The sequence below is a fragment of the Brevibacterium sp. genome, assembly GCF_052105255.1.
GTDB classification, from domain to species: domain Bacteria; phylum Actinomycetota; class Actinomycetes; order Actinomycetales; family Brevibacteriaceae; genus Brevibacterium; species Brevibacterium linens_B.
In genome coordinates this window covers 42,115-60,042 of record NZ_JBQDYQ010000009.1, presented here as the reverse complement: position 1 = coordinate 60,042, position 17,928 = coordinate 42,115, and the positions used below count along the sequence as shown (strand labels likewise).

The 17,928-nt window shown below is 64.8% G+C and carries 19 protein-coding genes and 1 tRNA gene; 9 read left to right on the top strand and 11 right to left on the bottom strand.

The genetic code is table 11. The features are described from left to right. The first annotated feature begins 38 nt into the window (after nt 1-38). Nucleotides 39-1,208 (top strand): ADP-forming succinate--CoA ligase subunit beta, encoded by a 1,170-nt coding sequence (sucC, locus tag ACTIIH_RS04730; protein ID WP_441091141.1) that lies wholly within the window; start codon nt 39-41, stop codon nt 1,206-1,208. Nucleotides 1,209-1,226: 18 nt separating this feature from the next. Continuing rightward, entirely contained in the window at nt 1,227-2,123 is an 897-nt protein-coding gene (gene sucD, locus ACTIIH_RS04725; RefSeq protein ID WP_441450804.1) for a succinate--CoA ligase subunit alpha, read from the top strand. A 256-nt stretch (nt 2,124-2,379) separates the two neighbouring features. On the opposite strand, the gene ACTIIH_RS04720 is transcribed toward sucD, so the two are convergent. Beyond that, nucleotides 2,380-2,811 carry a hypothetical protein gene (locus tag ACTIIH_RS04720; protein WP_441450802.1) on the bottom strand — a complete coding sequence of 144 codons (432 nt, stop codon included), beginning with the start codon at nt 2,809-2,811 and terminating at the stop codon, nt 2,380-2,382. A 63-nt stretch (nt 2,812-2,874) separates the two neighbouring features. Between ACTIIH_RS04720 and ACTIIH_RS04715 the strand changes: the two genes are divergently transcribed. Continuing rightward, nucleotides 2,875-4,017: a threonine aldolase family protein gene (locus ACTIIH_RS04715; protein WP_441091144.1), complete on the top strand. Its 1,143-nt coding sequence runs from the start codon at nt 2,875-2,877 to the stop codon at nt 4,015-4,017. A 111-nt stretch (nt 4,018-4,128) separates the two neighbouring features. Beyond that, on the top strand, nt 4,129-4,917 hold the full coding sequence (locus ACTIIH_RS04710; protein WP_441091145.1) for a 5'-nucleotidase, lipoprotein e(P4) family: 789 nt from the start codon (nt 4,129-4,131) through the stop codon (nt 4,915-4,917). A gap of 120 nt (nt 4,918-5,037) precedes the next feature. On the opposite strand, the gene ACTIIH_RS04705 is transcribed toward ACTIIH_RS04710, so the two are convergent. Next, nucleotides 5,038-5,448, bottom strand: a complete 411-nt coding sequence (locus tag ACTIIH_RS04705) for a universal stress protein (protein WP_039209735.1) — start codon at nt 5,446-5,448, stop codon at nt 5,038-5,040. A 161-nt stretch (nt 5,449-5,609) separates the two neighbouring features. Here ACTIIH_RS04705 and ACTIIH_RS04700 point away from each other — a divergent pair, with 161 nt between their 5' ends. Further along, entirely contained in the window at nt 5,610-6,887 is a 1,278-nt protein-coding gene (locus ACTIIH_RS04700) for a class I SAM-dependent methyltransferase (protein ID WP_441450799.1), read from the top strand. A gap of 56 nt (nt 6,888-6,943) precedes the next feature. Here ACTIIH_RS04700 and ACTIIH_RS04695 read toward each other — a convergent pair whose 3' ends face one another. The 4 genes from ACTIIH_RS04695 to ACTIIH_RS04680 form a co-directional block, all read right to left on the bottom strand. Then, nucleotides 6,944-7,915 carry an HAAS signaling domain-containing protein gene (locus ACTIIH_RS04695; protein WP_441450797.1) on the bottom strand — a complete coding sequence of 324 codons (972 nt, stop codon included), beginning with the start codon at nt 7,913-7,915 and terminating at the stop codon, nt 6,944-6,946. Further along, nucleotides 7,912-8,259: a PadR family transcriptional regulator gene (locus tag ACTIIH_RS04690; protein ID WP_169252795.1), complete on the bottom strand. Its 348-nt coding sequence runs from the start codon at nt 8,257-8,259 to the stop codon at nt 7,912-7,914. The genes ACTIIH_RS04695 and ACTIIH_RS04690 overlap by 4 nt, the downstream gene beginning before the upstream one ends. A 226-nt stretch (nt 8,260-8,485) precedes the next feature. Further along, entirely contained in the window at nt 8,486-9,841 is a 1,356-nt protein-coding gene (locus ACTIIH_RS04685) for an APC family permease (protein WP_441450795.1), read from the bottom strand. A 10-nt stretch (nt 9,842-9,851) separates the two neighbouring features. Then, on the bottom strand, nt 9,852-11,534 hold the full coding sequence (locus tag ACTIIH_RS04680) for an amidohydrolase (protein WP_441450793.1): 1,683 nt from the start codon (nt 11,532-11,534) through the stop codon (nt 9,852-9,854). A 128-nt stretch (nt 11,535-11,662) separates the two neighbouring features. Here ACTIIH_RS04680 and ACTIIH_RS04675 point away from each other — a divergent pair, with 128 nt between their 5' ends. From ACTIIH_RS04675 to ACTIIH_RS04665, 3 genes are all read left to right on the top strand, one after another. Further along, nucleotides 11,663-12,325 (top strand): TetR/AcrR family transcriptional regulator C-terminal domain-containing protein, encoded by a 663-nt coding sequence (locus tag ACTIIH_RS04675; RefSeq protein ID WP_441450791.1) that lies wholly within the window; start codon nt 11,663-11,665, stop codon nt 12,323-12,325. Next, nucleotides 12,322-12,828 (top strand): ASCH domain-containing protein, encoded by a 507-nt coding sequence (locus tag ACTIIH_RS04670; protein WP_441450789.1) that lies wholly within the window; start codon nt 12,322-12,324, stop codon nt 12,826-12,828. Before ACTIIH_RS04675 ends, ACTIIH_RS04670 begins: the two co-directional genes overlap by 4 nt. A 298-nt stretch (nt 12,829-13,126) precedes the next feature. Further along, entirely contained in the window at nt 13,127-13,312 is a 186-nt protein-coding gene (locus tag ACTIIH_RS04665) for a hypothetical protein (RefSeq protein WP_441450788.1), read from the top strand. Between the two features lie 4 nt (nt 13,313-13,316). On the opposite strand, the gene ACTIIH_RS04660 is transcribed toward ACTIIH_RS04665, so the two are convergent. After that, the gene (locus ACTIIH_RS04660) at nt 13,317-13,757 is read right to left on the bottom strand and encodes a DUF1772 domain-containing protein (protein ID WP_441450786.1); all 441 of its coding nucleotides are present in this window, start codon (nt 13,755-13,757) and stop codon (nt 13,317-13,319) included. Between the two features lie 114 nt (nt 13,758-13,871). On the opposite strand from ACTIIH_RS04660, the gene ACTIIH_RS04655 reads away from it, so the two are divergent. Beyond that, on the top strand, nt 13,872-14,519 hold the full coding sequence (locus ACTIIH_RS04655; RefSeq protein ID WP_441450784.1) for a MerR family transcriptional regulator: 648 nt from the start codon (nt 13,872-13,874) through the stop codon (nt 14,517-14,519). A gap of 152 nt (nt 14,520-14,671) precedes the next feature. Here the strand turns inward: ACTIIH_RS04655 and ACTIIH_RS04650 are convergent, their stop codons facing one another. The 4 genes from ACTIIH_RS04650 to ACTIIH_RS04635 all read right to left on the bottom strand — a co-directional run bounded on the left by ACTIIH_RS04650 (nt 14,672) and on the right by ACTIIH_RS04635 (nt 17,927). Continuing rightward, a complete protein-coding gene (locus ACTIIH_RS04650; protein WP_441450782.1) occupies nt 14,672-15,136 on the bottom strand; it encodes a GNAT family N-acetyltransferase in 465 nt (154 codons plus the stop codon). 202 nt (nt 15,137-15,338) lie between these two features. Further along, nucleotides 15,339-15,420 (bottom strand) — tRNA-Leu (locus tag ACTIIH_RS04645). 142 nt (nt 15,421-15,562) lie between these two features. Then, on the bottom strand, nt 15,563-16,036 hold the full coding sequence (bcp, locus tag ACTIIH_RS04640; protein ID WP_441450781.1) for a thioredoxin-dependent thiol peroxidase: 474 nt from the start codon (nt 16,034-16,036) through the stop codon (nt 15,563-15,565). 136 nt (nt 16,037-16,172) lie between these two features. Next, entirely contained in the window at nt 16,173-17,927 is a 1,755-nt protein-coding gene (locus tag ACTIIH_RS04635) for an acetyl/propionyl/methylcrotonyl-CoA carboxylase subunit alpha (RefSeq protein WP_441450779.1), read from the bottom strand. Nucleotide 17,928: the final 1 nt, after the last annotated feature.

The following is a 17,928-nucleotide window of genomic DNA, read 5'->3' as shown; positions in this document are numbered from 1 at the left end:
GGGGCCAACCACCCGGCAGTGAGAGCGAAGGAAAACACGTGGATCTTTTCGAGTATCAAGCACGTGACCTGTTCGAGAAGCACGGAGTGCCCGTGCTCAAGGCCCAGGTCGCGACGACGCCAGAAGCAGCGAAGAAGGCCGCCGAGGATCTTGGCGGCGGAGTCGTCGTCGTCAAGGCACAGGTCAAGATCGGCGGTCGTGGGAAGGCCGGCGGCGTCAAGGTCGCCAAGAACCCCGATGAGGCCGCGGCCCGCGCCAAGGACATCCTGGGACTCGACATCAAGGGCCACATCACCGAAAAGGTGATGATCGCCGAAGGTGCCGATATCGCGGAGGAGTACTATTTCTCCGTCCTCCTCGACCGGTCCAACCGCACCTATCTGGCCATGTGCTCGAAGGAAGGCGGAGTGGAGATCGAGCAGCTGGCGGTGGAACGTCCGGAAGCGCTCGCCAAGATCCCCGTCTCCGCCATCGACGGCATCAACGATGCCAAGGCAGCAGAGATCGCCGAGGCGGCCGGCTTCGACGCCGACACCGCTGCGAAGATCGCCCCCGTGCTGACCAGCCTGTGGACCGTCTTCGAAAAGGAAGACGCCACCCTCGTCGAGGTCAACCCGCTGGTCAAGACCGGCGCCGGTGACATCATCGCCCTCGACGGCAAGGTCTCGCTCGATGACAACGCCGTCTTCCGCCACAAGGAGCACGAGGAGCTGCGCGACATCAGCGCAGAGAACCCGCTGGAACTCAAGGCCAAGAAGCTCGACCTCAACTACGTCAAGCTCGACGGTGAGGTCGGAATCATCGGCAACGGCGCAGGACTGGTCATGTCGACCCTCGACGTCGTCGCCTACGCAGGTGAGAACCACAGCGGCGTCAAGCCCGCGAACTTCCTCGACATCGGGGGCGGCGCCTCGGCTGAGGTCATGGCCAACGGACTCGACGTCATCCTCGGCGATGATCAGGTGAAGTCCGTCTTCGTCAACGTCTTCGGCGGAATCACCGCCTGTGACGCTGTGGCCGACGGCATCGTCAAGGCCCTCGAGATTCTCGGCGACCAGGCCACCAAGCCGCTCGTCGTCCGCCTCGACGGCAACAACGTGGAAGAGGGACGCGCCATCCTGCAGAAGGCAGCGCACCCGCTCGTCACGCTCACTGACACGATGGACGGTGGAGCCGACAAGGCCGCCGAACTGGCTGCTGCCAAGTAAGGAAAGGTCTTTACAACAATGTCTATCTTCCTGAATTCCGATTCGAAAATCATCGTCCAGGGCATCACCGGCGGAGAGGGCTCGAAGCACACCGCTCGTATGCTCGCCGCCGGGTCGAACGTCGTCGGTGGTGTCAACGCCCGCAAGGCCGGCACCACCGTCAAGCACAAGGACCAGGCTGGCAACGAGGTCGAACTCCCCGTCTTCGGAACCGTGGCCGAGGCGATGGAAGCCACCGGTGCTGACGTGTCCGTGGCCTTCGTGCCGCCGGCGTTCTCCAAGGACGCCGCGATCGAGGCCATCGACGCGAAGATCGGTCTGCTCGTCATCATCACCGAGGGCATTCCCGTGCAGGATTCGGCAGAGGTCTGGGCCCGTGCGCAGGCGGCCGGAAACGCCACCCGCATCATCGGACCAAACTGCCCGGGCATCATCACCCCCGGTGAGTCGCTGGCCGGCATCATCCCGGCCAACATCACGAAGAAGGGCAAGCTGGGCCTCGTCTCGAAGTCCGGCACCCTGACCTACCAGATGATGTACGAGCTGCGTGACCTCGGCTTCTCGACCGCCATCGGCATCGGCGGAGACCCGGTCATCGGCACCACGCACATCGATGCGCTCGAAGCCTTCGAGGCCGATCCTGACACCGAAGCCATCGTCATGATCGGCGAGATCGGCGGAGACGCCGAAGAGCGTGCCGCCGCCTACATCAAGGAGAACGTGACGAAGCCGGTCGTCGGCTACGTCGCAGGCTTCACCGCTCCCGAGGGCAAGACCATGGGCCACGCCGGCGCCATCGTCTCCGGCTCCTCGGGAACCGCTCAGGCCAAGAAGGAAGCCCTCGAGGCTGCAGGCGTCAAGGTCGGCAAGACCCCGACCGAGACCGCCGAGCTCATGCGCGGACTCCTCGCCTGAAGGTGCTGAGTATCTGAGTCGCTGATTCGTGGAGCCGCTGAGACTCTGGCGTCGGGCCGGGACTGTTCAAACAGTCCCGGCCCGACGTCTTTCTGTTTTTCAGCCACGACGTACTGTTGTCGGCTGCTTCTCTAGGTGCTTCGGCATCAGTCACCCTCGCTGGCTTTCCCTACAGGTGCTGCACCATCCATCACCGTCAGCGGCAAAACACACCGGTGCAAAGGTGCAGTGTGAAGCTAAAGGTGTGGGATGGTGCTCAGAGCCTCGCGCAGTCGATGCGCACGCCCGAATCCTCGAGGCGCTTCCGGTCAGGCTCGGACAGACGGTCGTCGGTGATGATGAGATCGAGCTCGTCGAGCGCCACTGCCTTGAACCGAGCATGGGTGTCGAATTTCGTCGAGTCGGCCACGAGGAACGTGCGTTGGGCGGCCTGCCGCGCTGCGCGTTTGAGCGTGAGCTTGTCGGTCTCCGAGGTGGTCAGGCCGTGGTCCAGATCCCAAGCACCGGCGCTGAGGAACGCCGTGTCGATTGAGAGCGAGGCCAGGGTCGCCGCGGCCAGAGGCCCGCTCGAGGACCCGCTGTTGATGTCGACGCCGAAGTCATCGCCCAGGTCGAAAGACAGCGGATGACGAGGATGACCGACGGGGACAACCGTATTCCCCGGTGTTGAGTACGACTGCTGGTGCACAGGGCCGCAGGCCCCGGACCTCGGTATTGAGTACGTTCACTGATGAGGGACTAGTCTGAGAATGTGAACTCTCAGACATCTGATCAGACAGCGCAGTCGACGAACCCCGCGGACCTTCTCCCCGACACCGGCACCGCAGCCCCACCTGTCGACCCCAGCCCCGAGGCGCACCCGCGCAACTTCGGGTCCGATAACTGGGCCGGGGTCCACCCCGAGGTCATCACGGCCATTGCCGAGGCCAACGTCGGCCATACGCCCGGCTACGGCGGAGATCCGTGGACACAGCGCTTCCACGACATCATGGCCCACCATTTCGGACCCGAAGCCCAGGCGTTCCCCGTCTTCAACGGCACCGGAGCGAACGTCCTCGCCCTGCAGTCGGCACTGCCGCGGTGGGCGGCGGTGATCACGGCCGCCTCGGCGCATATCAACTACGACGAGACCGGCGCACCTGAGAAGGTCGGCGGACTCAAGATCGTCGGCGCCGCGACCGAGAATGGCAAACTCACCCCCGAGACCATCAAGGGCGCGATCATCGGCCGCGGCCACGAACACAATGCGCAGCCGCTGGCCGTGAGCATCTCCCAGTCCACCGAATGGGGCACGACCTACACCCCAGACGAGATCGCCGCGATCGCTGCCACCGCTCATGAGCTCGACATGATCGTCCACGTCGACGGCTCCCGGTTGGGCAACGCCGCCGCCCACCTCGGCGTCGGACTCGGCGACATCACGACCGCGGTCGGCGTCGACATCATCAGCCTGGGCGGGACGAAGAACGGCCTGCTCGGCGCAGAGGCGGTCGTCGTCCTCAACCCCGACATCGGCCACGGAATGCGCTTCCTGCGCAAGATGAATCTGCAGCTGGCCTCGAAGATGCGCTTCCTCTCGGCACAGCTCAACGCCCTGTACGAAGGCGACCTGTGGCGGAACTCCGCCACCCGCTCGAACGAGATGGCGCTGTATCTCGCGGACAGCCTCGCCGAGGCGGTCGCTCAGAGCCGTGTCCACGGCATCGAGATCGTGCAGAGAGTTGAGTCGAACGTCGTGTTCGTCCGGATGCCCGCCGAGGTGGTCGCCCGTGCCCGACAGACGTTCGCCTTCGCCGACTGGCCCTTGGAGAAGGACATCGTCCGCCTCATGTGCGCCTTCGACACGACGACCGAGGACATCGACGCACTCGTCGCCGCCATCGCAGGGGACTGATCCGACGCTCCCAGGCTGCGGAACCGTCGAGCGGCCGTGCCAGCCACGACGGCTGATACCCTCCTGAACTGACAATTGTCCGCAGAGAACAACACTGAAGAAAGAAGATGAATGAAGAAAGCCCTCGTTCCTGCCCTGACGATTCTGCTCGTGCTCATCGTCGGGGTGATCGGATACATCCTCAATTCGGGTCCGGTATCGGGCGACGAAGCGGCGGATGACTGCGACGTCTCGGCCTACACCATGGGTGTGAAGTGGCAACAGCAGAGCGCTGAGGCGATGGCACTGCAGGGACAGACCTATGAGATGGCTGCGCGTCAGCTCGACAAGGCCGTTTCCAAGGCCCCGGGCGGGGAAGATCTGGCTATCATGACCGACCTCGACGAGACTGCCATCGACAATTCGAAGCTGCTGGCCCGTGATATCGCCAAGTGCCATGACTTCAGCGGCTGGGACACCTGGGACGACTGGGAGGAGAACGGGGAGCCGGCAATGATCCCCGGTGCGTTGGAATTCTTCGAACATGCCGACCAGCTCGGAGTCGACATCTACTACGTCTCGGACCGGACGGAAGAGAATCGGGCGAAGAATGTCGAAGCCATTGCCAAGTTGGGCCTGCCCCAGGCCGATGACGAACACGTGATGCTGCTTGGCCCGCCGAAGGATGAACGGCGCGCGAAGGTCGAGGCGAACCACACCCTGCTCATGCAGCTCGGTGACACCCTGCACGATTTCGATGGCGCATTCGCGGATGCGTCCGTCGACGAGCAGAGGAAACTGGTGGAGAAGAACCGTGCGAAGTTCGGCACCGAATGGATCGTCCTACCCAATCCGACCTACGGCGACTGGAGCGAATCCGACCTGGACGCATGGGACGCACCGGTTCGCGCTGATGACTGAAGTCGGGCGGCGGACCGACTGCGGGCCCGGCTGAACGCCGACCCCAGCAGCGATCCCATTGAAATTGCCCCGCACTGACGACAGTGCGGGGCATTCTCGTTCCAGCGAACCGGCGCGCGACTACTTCTTCTTGCGCCGGTCGACCTTGACGGAGACGACGGGAACCTCGGAGTCGAGAATGATGCGCTGGGCCGTCGAACCCATGATGAGCTTGCCGACGGGGGAGCGGCGGCGTGATCCGATGACGATCATGCGGGTGTCGGTGGTCGCCTCGGCGAGGGCCAGGAGCTCTTCGACGGGATCATTGCCGCGGAGGAACTGAAGGATCTCATGGGAGACCTCGGAGGACTTCAGCGTCTCCTTGAGCTCCTCGATGTCCTTGCTGGTGGCCACGCCGCGCTCGTCGGGAGTCTCACCGATTCCGGCATTGAGGACGACGAGGACGTCGTCGAATGCGCGGGCCTGCTCGATGCCGAATTCGACAGCGGCCTTGCCTTCGGGCGAGGGGGAATAACCGACGAGAATTGTCATGATCTCTCCTGGTGCGACAGTGGACGAAGCTCTCTCAACTACTAGCATATCCGCCCTGTTCGGGCGGGTGGCTGTTCACTCTGCGGGGAGGGCCTCGGCCGGTGATTGAGGGCACACAAGCGAGGAGGCGGCAGACGGCCCGCTCGGTTTAGACTGAGCGAATGTCCGCCTCCCTGCTGCCCTCTGACTCCGCCGCCGCCCACCGCAGCCGGGAACTGTTGGCGGCTTACCCCCGGCTGAGCGACATGCCCGGTCTGCCGCAGGCGCGGATGCTCATCGATTACGTCATCGGACGCCGCTGCGGAGTCCTCGACGTCTCGGGCCGAGACACCGAAGGCACCTTCGTCGCCGCCGAACTCTCAGCTGAGGTCCCTGAGAACCTCATCCTCGTCGATGATGGGCACGGTCTGCAGGCGACCCTGCTCAGCCGTCTGACGCAGGTGTGCACATACAACGACCGGCTCGACGAGGCGCGGGCCTCGGCCGCGGCGGTCGAGTCTTCGGCCGGCGCCGGCGATTCCGCGGGAGTCGCCGGAGAGGCCGGCACCGAAGCGGCACCCGTGCTGGCAGTGAGCGAGCTCAGAGAGATCGCGGAACTGGCCGAGCTCGCTGTGGGGGAGACCTGGGCCGTCGTCAACGCTCCGAAGGCGCTGAACGCGCTCACCGAGACGATCGCGGTGCTGCAGCCGTTCGCGAGCACCATCATCGTCATCGGCCGCAGCGATGCGATGAGCCGCGGCGTCAACAAGGAACTTGCCCGCGGCTTCGGCCGAGTCGATGTCTCTCCCGGGGTCGGCAAGCACCGGATGATCATCGGCAGCCGCCCCCTGTCCTCTCCGAGCCTGCCGGAATTCCCGCGCCGCGGAGTGATCTCCCACGGCGGTGTCGGTGAGCTCGAAGTCCGCGCACATGGGGCCTGCTTCTCCGGGACGAAGAGCGATGAGGGCTCGGAGCTGCTCATCGACTCTCTGCTGGGGCTGCTCCCGGGTGAAGCGCTGGAGTCTGTGCTCGACCTCGGCTGCGGCAACGGTTGGCTGCTCACCGTGGCCATGCGGGCCTCGGGGGCGAATACGGGATTCGGCGTCGATGTGTCGAAGGCGGCGGTCACCTCGGCGAGGGCCACAGCGGAAGCGAACGGAGTCGACGTCGACATCATCCTCGGTGATGCCGCGGACCGGGAAGAGCCGGCGCTCGCGGGCCTGGGCGAATTCGACCTGGTCCTGCTCAATCCGCCGTTCCATCAGGGAACGACCATCGAGACAGAGACGGCCGCGGCGCTCATGGCCACGGCCGCCGAGCATCTGGCTCCGGGCGGGCAGGTGCTCACGGTGTTCAATTCGCACCTGCGCTACCGGGATCGTCTCGAATCGACCATCGGACCGAGTCGGGAGCTGGCCCGGAACAAGAAGTTCACGGTCATCGCCAGCCGTCGCGGCTGAGGCCTCTCGGCAGCTGTGCGGTCGGGTCGGCAGGTGGCCGTCCCGACCGCACGACGTCACCGACGATTGCGGCGATAGATCCGCCAGGTGCTCACCTGGTCCCAGATCACGATGATCCAGATCGCGATGACCGTGATGATCTGCTGGATGTCGGCGTTCGCGGTGTTCGTGAGCTCGGGGTGGAGGACCGGCTGAGTGAGCAGCGCGATGGTGAGGAAGACGGCCATGGCGACGTCGACGATTCCGCCGATGAGGGCCACGGCCGGTTTCGCCGAGGCGGTCGTGAACTTGATGATCTCGACTGCGGCCATGAGGGCAAGGAAGGCCCAGTAGCCGACCAGCCAGCCGACGCCGAGGTCGGGGTTGATGAACGTCTCCCCATCGTTGAGGTGGCTGACGTAGAGCAGGGTCGTGGGGATGAATGGGATGGCTGCCAGGGCGACGATGAAGACCAGCCCGAGCCCCGCCTCGGCGCGGATCTGCCTGCTGTGGGAATCGCGACGGTCGAGGTCATCGATCGTCCACGTGCCCGACTTCCTTTTGCGCATCGTTTCGGCTGCGCCGCCGTCCGAACTGCGGTCGCCGAGGCCGATGATGATCGTGATGACGGCGAAGGCGGTCAGCAGCGCGGTGACGGTGCTGCCGACGGTCTTGCCGATCAGTTCGCCGATCTGGACGTCGGGGGAGGTGGCGAGAGTGACCACGACATTCGTGAGAATGGCCAGCAGGCCGACGGCCGGCAGGATCCAGCGCAGGCTCCAGAGGAAGAGCGGGTACGATTTCGGGCCGATGAAGTGCTGTGGTGAGTTCGAGTACTCCCGCGACAGCGCGACGGGATCGCCGAGCTCTTCGAGGACCTCGCGCTCGACAGTTGCCGCGTGATCCGGGGACGTGTCCGCATCCTCGCCGAGGCGGGCGTCGACCATGTCATCGATCGTGGCGGTGATCTCGGCGGCAATGTCCGGGCGGGACTCTTCGGGGAGGTGGCGGGTGACGTTGTCGACGTAGATTTCGGTGAGCGCACTCATGGTGTGCCGTCCTTCCAGAGCTTCGTGATGCTGGAGTCGAGTTCGAGCCAGTGGCTGTGCAGTGCGGCGGCGACTTCGGCGCCGCTGTCGGTGAGTGTGTAGTACTTGCGGGGGCGGGCTTGTTCGGTATTCCAAACCGATGTGAGCAGCCCCTGCTTCTCGAGCCGCCGCAGCAGGGGGTAGAGGGTGTTGGCTTCGGTGGCGATGCCTGCTTCGGTCAGCGTCGTCAGCAGCGAGTAGCCGTACTGCGGCCGTCGACAGGCGACGAGGCTGGCGAAGACCACGGTGCCGCGTCGCAGCTCCTGCTCGTGGGTGGCCAGTGCCTTGTCTTCATCCTCGTTCATGCATCACACGATAGTGTGTGTCACACACTATTACAAGAGGCGGGGTATGAGGAATGTGGCAGAAGCATCGGGCCGACAGTGCGCCGAGCGCGGATCTGATGTGTCCGTGCGCCGCACTTCGCTATTGACCGGAGGGGTGGAGAGTGAGTGCTGCAGTCATTGAACTGAGCACGGCGACGGCGGTGAGGGCCGGCGCTCCATCGGCGGAGCAGGGCCTCAGTGATCGCTATTCCGTCAGATCGAGCATCGGCGTCGAGCGCCGGAACCCGCGAGTGACGACGGCGAGATAGGCGATGCCGATGAGCAGCCAGATCGCACCGATCAGCAGAGTCCGGGGCGAGAGGCTCGTCCACAGCCACAGCGTGAGGCAGAAGCCGATTCCCGGCAGCACGATGAAGCTGAAGACTGCGGCGCCTCCGCGCCTCTTCCCATCGATGACGAAGTGCTTGATGACGGAGAGGTTGACTGCAGAGAACGCGATGAGCGCGCCGAAGCTGACCATCTCCGAGATGAAGCCGAGATCGACGGCAAGGGCGAGCAGAGACACCAAACCGACCGCGAGCGTGGCGAGAACCGGGGTGTGGAATCGAGGAGAAAGGCGACCGAAGAACGACTTGGGCAAGACTCCGTCGCGTCCCATGGCATACAGGATACGGGAAACCGAGGCCTGCGAAGTCAGAGCCGAGCCACAGGCACCGGCGACGTAGGCGGCGGTGAAGAAAATTGTCAGGAACTGGCCACCTGCGGCCGCCATGACGTCGAGCGCGCCGGAGTCGACGTCGGTGAAATCGTTCGATGGGTAGGCGAGTTGAGCGAGGAAGGACAGGGCGATGTAGATGAGTCCGCCGGTGACGGTGGCGATGATGATTGCACGAGGTACAGTGCGCTTTGCGTCTTTCGCCTCTTCTGACAGCGTCGAAACGGCGTCGAATCCGAGGAAAGACAGGCACAAGATGGCCGCACCGGCCATCACATTGCCGAAGCCATCGGCGGTTCCGTCGCCGGTGAACGGCGCTGCGAGATCGACAGTTCCCGTCCCGGTCATCGACGCAATCCCGAGCCCTGCGAAGGTGAAGATGAAGATCGTCTGGGCGGCGATGATGACGACATTCGCCCTTGCTACGGACACGATGCCGATGATGTTGAGGACAGTGACGAGGGCGATTGCGGTGACGACGAAGATCCACGCCGGGATGATCGGGAATGCGGCCGAGAGGTAGATGCCGATGACGAGGTAGTTGATCATCGGCAGGAACAGGTAGTCGAGCAGCAGTGCCCACCCGGCGACAAAGCCGATACCCGCCCCGAAGCTCTTCTGCGTATAGGTGTAGGCGGATCCCGCGAATGGAAGTTCGGCTGCCATCTTCGCGTACGATCTGGCGGTGAATACCATCGCAAGCAGCGTGATGACATAGGCGAGGGGAACTCGGCCTCCGGTGACCTGGGTGACGATGCCGTAGGTCGTGAAAACCGTGAGCGGCACCATGTAGACGAGTCCGAAGAACACCAGGGAGGGGACTCCGAGTGCTCGTTTGAGTTGACCTTGGCCGTCCGTTCGGTGGTCGGTTGTGTGTTGGGGCATGATGGTCCTTTCAGGCCCTCGAATACACGGCAGTGCCGCCGAGGTAGGTGGTGCGGACCGGCAACAGTGCCAGTTCGCGCGGGGTCAGGTCACGCGGATCGAGGTCGAATCGAATGAGATCGGCGCTCGCTCCGACCTGAATGGCTCCCCACGGTTCGGGGGAGGCGTCGGCGAAGGCCTGGTGAGCCACGGCCGCCGAATAGGAATCGAGAGCACGGTCGACGTCGACGATCTCCTCCGGAATCCATCCGCCGTATGGTTCTCCCGCCTCGTTCTGCCGGCTGGTGCCGATCGCCAGCCCTTCGACGGGTGTGCCTGAGGTGCACGGCCAGTCCGAGCCGAAGGACAGGTATCCGCCGTTGTCGAGGATCGTTCTCATGCGGTACTGCTGCCGGGCACGATCCTCGCCGAGGCGGGGGACCGTGAGCACAGTCATGAGGTCATCGAGTTGTGCCCACAAAGGCTGCATATTGGCGATGACCCTGAGGCCTGCGAACCGGTCGAGATCAGCCGATTCGACGAGTTGAGCATGGGCGATGACCGGCCGTCGGTCGCGTGGCCCGTTGGCGGCGATGGTGGACTCGATGGCGTCAAGGGCCTGCCGGACGGCGGCGTCGCCGATAGCATGGATGTGAACTTGGAAGCCAGCGGCATCGACGGCACGAACCGCCTCCGCGAGAGTGTCTCCCTCCCACACCCGCAGACCGTGGCTGTGCAGGGAGGAGCAGTACGGTTCGAGCAGCGCTCCGGTCTCGTTCTCGACGACGCCGTCCGCGAAGAACTTCACCGTCCGGGCGGTGAGCATCTGACTGGCGAGTTCGTCTACGCACTGTCGGGCCTCGATCATCGCCGGCAGCTGCTCGGCAAAGTGGCGAGGGTCGGCATAGAAGGCGAGATTGAATCGGATGGTCAGCCGCCCCTGCCTTGCAGCTGCTACATAGGTTTCGACGTCGGCAGGCTCGACCCAAGCGTCCTGGACCCAGGTGACTCCGCGCTGAAGGTAATAGTCGGCCGCCCGTTCGAGCGAGCGCAGGCGCATCGATTCGTCCAACGGCGGGCGGACGGCATCGACGAGGTCGACCGCTCCCCATTCCCGCAGTGTTCCCAGAGGTGAACCGTCGGCTCGACGGGGGATCTCACCGAGTTCGGGTTCGGGCGTGCTCGCAGTGACACCGGCGAGCTCGAGGGCGCGAGAATTGCACCATACCGTGTGATAGTCCCAGGCGCGCAGCACTGCGGGGCGATCAGGCACGGCCTCGTCGAGCCAATGGGCGTCGAAGAGCCCGCTGTCGACGAGACTGCCGTCGTAGGAGGCGCCAGTGATCCATTCGAGGTCAGGGTTGGCCTCGGCGAAGCGGCGCACTTCGGCGATGATTTCGGCGACGCTGGCACACGAGCGCACCTGCGGACCTTCGGCCTCGAGCCCGCCGAAGATTGGATGAGCATGACCATCGGCGAAGGACGGCATGAGGAAGCCGCCGCGAAGGTCGACCGTTTCGATATCGACTGACTCGCCGGCCACAGGCTCGTGTGGGTCGGCGAGCGACGGAGACGATGGGGGAGTGCTCAGCTGTCGGGCCACCTCGGCGGATCCGATCGCGATGATGACACCGTCGTGGACCAGCAGTGCGTCAGCGGGCTCTCGTCCGGCCCCGAGCCAGATGGTGCCGTTATGGAAATGCGTCGATGCCAATTCGGTTCGTCCCCGCTTCTCTGTGTGTGATCTCTGGTCCACTGCCAAATACGAACAGTGTTCGTATCTGTGACTGGGAACACGATACACTCTTCGAAAGGTTCGGGGAAGAGGAAGTCGAGGCCAGTGTGAGACTCAATCGGGAGCGGCTCGTCGATGCTGCGCTCGCCCTCGTCGATGAGGAGGGCGCGGAGGCGCTGTCGATGCGGACTCTGGCGGCTCGGGTCGATCGTCAGGTGTCATCGCTGTACAACCATATATCCGGTCGTACCGCACTGATCGAGGCGATGCGGGCCCGCATCGTCGCCGAAATCGACGTCACGCCGTTCGCCTCGGCTGAGCAGACTGCGTTGGGGACGACCGTGTCGAGGCAGACTTCGGAGTCGGTCCCGTGGGATGCAGCGCTCGAGTGCTGGGCACGCTCGTACCTGCACGCTTTCTCCGCGCATCCGAATCTCATCCGCCTGCTCGCGACGACGTCGATCGGCGATCTGTCGACGTATCGGATGTACGACACTGTGGTGGCTGGATTGCGCCGAGGCGGCTGGCCCGAGTCGAGGACCGTGGCGGTCATGCGCACGGTCGAGGCTCACATCCTCGGGTCGGCGCTCGACATCATCGCCCCCGCCGACCTCATTGCTCAGGACTCGGCTGACGAGCGGTTCGCGTCGATTCGTGCGGCGCTGGATCCGGGGTTCGCGGGCACCTCTTCGGCGACGGCCGCGTTCGAATTCGGGCTGCGCGCTCTCATCGACGGGCTGCGGCTGCAACTGGAGGCGATTGTACCGTGATCGGTGAGTCGCCCGAGCAGTTCTGGGAGCTGGCGCGGAAGACCCGGCCCGACCTTCCCGGCGAGATTCCCGAAGCATGGGCCTTCGGTGCGACTCGCGAGCACGCGGATGACCTCCTCGCTCTCGTGCTGTCCGGGACGAAGACGGGCACCGCCTCGGCGCTGTGGGACATCGAAGCCGACGGCGATTCCGTCCCCGAGGTGGGCGAACTGAGCATCATCCTCGACGGCCGGGGCCGACCGAGAGCCCTCATCGAAACCACGGCGATCGACATCGTGGCCTTCTCCGCAGTGACCGCCGAGCATGCCCATGCAGAAGGGGAGGGCGACCGAACCCTGGCTGCCTGGCGCGACATCCATGAACGCTTCTGGAGCGAGCATGGACGGCGTGGTTTCTCGCCCGAGATGCCGATCGTGTGTGAACGTTTCCGGATGCTCTTCGGCGCGGCCGGCGAAGTGCCTGACAGCGAATCCGGCGACGGCTCACGTGGGAAGAGCGCATGAGCGAAACCGAATACTGGGACCTCATCCACGCGGAGCGCGCACACCTGGCCGCTCTGCTGACGACTCTCGGAACTGAGCAGTGGGCGCACGCCACCCTGTGCATGGAATAGTCGGTCGAGCAGGTCGTCGCCCACCTGACCGCCGCGGCAAACACCGGGCGGTGGGCCTGGATCCGGAGCATCGGCCGAGCAGGTTTCGACCCTGCAAAGCACAATGCGCGACTGCTCAAGCGCCGCCTCGGTGGCTCACCGGGGGAGACTCTTGCGAAGTTCCGCGACTCGCCGCGAAGGACTTCGCAGTGAACTCGAAGACCCTGGTCAAAGGGTTGAAGCTCAGTTCTGTCGACGCCGACTTCGAATCCGGAAGCGGGCCGGAGGTGACCGGTCGTGTCCTCGACCTCGTGCTGGCCATGGCCGGCCGACCGGAAGCACTGACAGAACTGACCGGGAGCGGAGTCGCCGAACTCCGGCAACGTGTGGACTGAAACCTCAGCCGAATCCGACGACTCCGACCGCGACAAGGACGAAACCGAGCAGTTGAAGAGTCGCGCGCACGATCTGGAAGACGTCCCACCGTCTGCGCATGGCGATGAATCCCTCGGGGGCGGCCTCCTCGGTGATCCGTCCCGTCCGGGTGTTGATCGGGACGTTCCCGATGATCGTCACGACCAGAGCGACGCTGAGGCTGATTGCTGCCGAAACCAACCATGCGTTGGGCTCATCGATGGCAATGATGATGGCAAGCGCTGTCGCTGCGGTCATCCCCACCGGCATCACCCGGCCGAACGTCTTCAGCAGGCCCCTCTCCATGATCAGCTGATTGTCCGTCCTCAGCTGACGGATCACCGGATGAACCAAGGCGGCCGACCCGAATTCCGCTGAGCCGACGAAGCCGGTGACGAGGACCGCAGCCAAAGTCAAGGCATCCATGACCTCTCCTCTTAATAGGTAGTTATACTATCCATAATAGATAGTAGAGGTATCTGCTAGGGTCGAGCAAGATCAGTCACCGAACATTGCTGACAGTGACGGGAGGAGATGACGATGCAGGAATCAGCGGAGAAGTCGGGGATGAGGATGGCGGAGCTGTCCCGTCGTTCGGGCCTCAGCGTGCCGACCATCAAGTACTACCTCCGCGAAGGACTGCTGCAGCCGGGACGACGGACAAGCGTGAATCAAGCCGTCTACGATCACACTCATCTCGAGCGGCTGCGCCTCATCGGGGCAATGACGTCGGTGGCCGGACTGCCGTTGGCGAAGGTGCGAGCCGTCGTTGAAGCGGTGGACGGGCAGGCCTCGGAAGTCGAAGCGATGGGCGTCATCCAGGACGCGCTCATCGACGAGGCCGAGACGGACGATTCAGCCGCCTCGGCGATACTCGACCGCGCGATCACAGCGCGAGGTTGGCACTGCGCGAAGTCGTCACCGGCCTATCGGGCGGCTGTGAACGCGGTTGCCATGTTGACTACGGAGAACCTGACTCCGATCCTCGACCGGCTCGACGCCTATGTCGAAGCCGCTGAAGACGTCGGTCGCACCGACCTCGACGCGATCGGTGACGCAGGCAGTCTGGAGGAGCGGATCCGCGGAGTCGTCCTCGGCAGCGTGCTGCGCCGACCGCTGCTCGAGGCGCTGGTCCTGCTCGCACAGCAGCACTTCGCGCAAGACCTCACTCGGTCGGAAGAAAGCTGACCGGGAACAGCTCCGTCCTGGCGATGACGCGATCGCGTTCGGCGGTCTGCGCCTGACGTCGCGGATCTGCGAGGCAGGAATCGAGCGCTTCCTTGGATTCGAACCGATAGAACTGCACCTCGTCGGGCTCACGTCACTCGGTACCCCAGCGCTCACGGCTCCTGCGGCTTCGCGTCGTAGGTGAGCCAGTTCGTCTTCGCTGCGACATCGTCATAGAGCACTTGAGCCTGAGCGTTGTCATCGGCGGTGATCCACCGGACCACCGAACAGCCTTCGGCCGCGGCGATCATCTGCAGCCGGGAGATCAAGGCACGGCCGACACCGCGGCCGCGCGCCTCGGGATCGGTGAAGAGATCGTCGAGCCAGATGCCGACGCTGCCTGTCGAGGGACGCGAGAAACGACGATAGTCGGCGATTCCGACGAGCGATCCGTCCGCCTCGGCGACGAGGCTGTTCACCTCATGGTAGGGATCGATGATCCAGCCCCATACGCGGGAGACGATCTTCTCGGAGGGCTCCAGTCGGTAGAACTCGCGGTAGGCACGGAAGAGTTCCTTCCACCGGGCCTCGTCGGCAGGAGAGGTGGGGCGGATCGTCGGAGCCGGGGACGTCGTCATCGGCAGTCCTCTCACTAGGTTCGGTGCAGCACTGACCACATTACGTTCCCCGCATCTGTTCAAGCGGAGTTCCGGACGATATGTGCTGGAAATGTGCGGCAGATTCCGCACGGATCGTCCGGAACTCGCCGCATACGGCTCATATGAGACAGAAAAATGCCCCGGTGCGGAAGCCTGTCGACCTCCGCGGCGGGGACCGCGGTACGCGAGAGGGGACTTGAACCCCTACGTCCGAAGACACTGGAACCTAAATCCAGCGCGTCTACCAATTCCGCCACTCGCGCTGAAGCGGCCACCCACGCGGCCGCAACGTCCTCAAGATTAGCAGGGGCGGCCCGAGTTGTTGAAAACTCGGACCGCCCCGATGCTCAGGCCACGATCGCGCCGGCGCCGCTACCTGGGCAATGCGACGAAGCCGCAGCAGACTCAGGCAGCGTCGATGCCGAGCTCCTTGCGCACGCGGGCGACGTGCCCGGTGGCCTTGACGTTGTACTGGGCGAGTTCGACCTTGCCCTCGGCATCGACGACGACGGTCGAGCGGATGACGCCCTGGACGACCTTGCCGTAGTTCTTCTTCTCGCCGAAGGCACCCCACTCGGTCATCATCGTCTTGTCCTCATCGGAGAGGAGGTCGAAGTTGAGACCTTCCTTCTCGATGAACTGCTGCAGCTTCTCCGGCTTGTCCGGGGAGATGCCGACGACGGCGATTCCGGCGGCCTTGAGTGCCGACAGAGAGTCCCGGAAATCGCAGGCCTCGGTCGTGCAGCCCGGGGTCATAGCGGCCGGGTAGAAGTACACGACGACCCGCTGACCTCGGAAATCGCTGAGGCTGACGGACTTCCCGTCCTGGTTGTCGAGAGTGAATTCCGGGGCGGTGTCGCCGACCGACAGACGTGACATGAATGCTCCTCCTGATTGGGGTGTCCGTGGTGGACAACCATTGCTGACCACCACTCTATTCCGTTGCCGAGCCCGATGCCGCGACCGATGCACGCAGTCACCTCGACCGATCCGTTCGCCGAGGCGGCCCGCCATCTCAGTCGACCCGTGCGATGGCCTGCCCGACCGCCACGACGTCGCCGACGGCCGCGACCTGGCGCAGCGTTCCCGCGGCCGGGGCTTCGACCCGGGTCTCCATCTTCATCGCAGACAGCACCGCGACCTCGTCACCGGCCGCTACCTGCGCACCGTCCTCGACGAGGAAGTCCACAAGGCTGCCCGGCACGGGTGCGGCGACCTCCCCGGCACTCGCCGAGGCGGCTCCACCGTTTCCGGCGCCACTGGCCTCGCCGCCCCGCCCGGTCCCACCGACCGAGCCGAGGCTCGCGAGCAGTCCGGCGGGCAGTCCGATGGTGGTCAGTTTCCCGTCGATCTCGATCGACATGCGCTGCATCTCCCCATCGGCGACCGGGGCCGGGCGCTGCTGGGTCTCGAAGCGCGGCAGCAGCTCGGCTTCGATCCACTGCGTGTGGATGCCGTCGACGCCGTCGCCGCCGAGACCGGTGAACGCCTCATCACGCAGGATCGTCAGAGAGCACGGCACCACGGTGGCCGGGCCCTCGACGTGGAGCTCCTTCGCCGCTGTCACGGTGCGCGCCATCGCCTGCTCGCGGTCGGGACCGTGGACGATGAGCTTCGCAAAGAGGGAATCGAAGGCCGGCTGCACTGTGTCACCGGCTCGCACTCCGGAATCCCAGCGCACACCGAGGCCGCCGGGCACATCGAGGACATCGATGCGTCCCGGAGTCGGCAGGAAGCCACGGCCGGGATCTTCGGCGTTGATGCGCAGTTCGATGGCATGACCGACTGGCTGCGGGGTCGCCTGCAGCGACAGGCCGTGGCCGAAGGCGATGCGGAACTGCTCGGCGACGAGGTCGACCCCGGAGGTCACCTCGGTGACGGGATGTTCGACCTGCAGTCGGGTGTTGACCTCGAGGAACGTCATGGTGCCGTCGGCGGCGAGCAGGAATTCGACGGTGCCGGCACCGCGGTAATCCACCTCGGCGCAGATGGCTTCGGCCGAACGGTGCAGGCGCTCACGCTGCTCATCCGTCAGTCCCGGGGCGGGTGCTTCCTCGATGAGCTTCTGATTGCGCCGCTGAGCGGAGCAGTCGCGGTCACCGACGGCCACGACTCGACCCTGACCGTCGCCGACGATCTGGACCTCGACGTGGCGGGGACGTTCGAGGTATTTTTCGACGAAGCATTCGGGTCGACCGAAGGCCTCGACGGCCTCACGGGTCGCCGATTCGAAGGCACCGGCTACCTCGGTCAGTTCGTGGACGATCTTCATTCCGCGTCCGCCGCCACCGTGGGCGGCCTTGATGATGATCGGCAGTCCCGCCTCGGCGGCGAAGGACTCGACCTCGACCGCGTTCTCCAGGGGACGGTCGATGCCCGGCGCCAAGGGGGCACCGACCTTCTGCGCGAGCTGACGGGCGGTGACCTTGTCGCCGAGGGCGGTGATCGTCTCCGCGTTCGGGCCGATCCAGATGAGCCCGGCGGCTTCGACAGCGGAGGCGAAGTCGGCGTTCTCGGACAGGAATCCGTACCCGGGGTGGACGGCATCGGCACCGGCGGACTTCGCGGCGGTCAGGATCGCATCGATGTTGAGGTAGGTCTCACCCGCCGAAGTCCCGGGCAGGGCGAATGCTTCGTCGGCAAGGCGGGCATGCATGGCGTCGGCGTCCTGATCGGCAAAGACAGCCACCGAGGTGTGCCCGTGCTGGGCGCAGGCGCGGATGATGCGGACGGCGATCTCGCCGCGGTTGGCGATGAGGATTCTCGACATT

Coding starts and splice junctions, on each gene's coding strand:
- ACTIIH_RS04705 (WP_039209735.1), bottom strand. CDS start 5,448: ATGACAATTCTCGTCGGTTATTCCCCCTCGCCCGAAGGCAAGGCCGCT.
- ACTIIH_RS04695 (WP_441450797.1), bottom strand. CDS start 7,915: ATGAGTGCGCTCACCGAAATCTACGTCGACAACGTCACCCGCCACCTC.
- ACTIIH_RS04690 (WP_169252795.1), bottom strand. CDS start 8,259: ATGAACGAGGATGAAGACAAGGCACTGGCCACCCACGAGCAGGAGCTG.
- ACTIIH_RS04655 (WP_441450784.1), top strand. CDS start 13,872: ATGCAGGAATCAGCGGAGAAGTCGGGGATGAGGATGGCGGAGCTGTCC.
- ACTIIH_RS04635 (WP_441450779.1), bottom strand. CDS start 17,927: ATGTCGAGAATCCTCATCGCCAACCGCGGCGAGATCGCCGTCCGCATC.
- ACTIIH_RS04685 (WP_441450795.1), bottom strand. CDS start 9,841: ATGCCCCAACACACAACCGACCACCGAACGGACGGCCAAGGTCAACTC.
- sucD (WP_441450804.1), top strand. CDS start 1,227: ATGTCTATCTTCCTGAATTCCGATTCGAAAATCATCGTCCAGGGCATC.
- ACTIIH_RS04650 (WP_441450782.1), bottom strand. CDS start 15,136: ATGACGACGTCCCCGGCTCCGACGATCCGCCCCACCTCTCCTGCCGAC.
- ACTIIH_RS04700 (WP_441450799.1), top strand. CDS start 5,610: ATGTCCGCCTCCCTGCTGCCCTCTGACTCCGCCGCCGCCCACCGCAGC.
- bcp (WP_441450781.1), bottom strand. CDS start 16,036: ATGTCACGTCTGTCGGTCGGCGACACCGCCCCGGAATTCACTCTCGAC.
- ACTIIH_RS04660 (WP_441450786.1), bottom strand. CDS start 13,757: ATGGATGCCTTGACTTTGGCTGCGGTCCTCGTCACCGGCTTCGTCGGC.
- ACTIIH_RS04710 (WP_441091145.1), top strand. CDS start 4,129: ATGAAGAAAGCCCTCGTTCCTGCCCTGACGATTCTGCTCGTGCTCATC.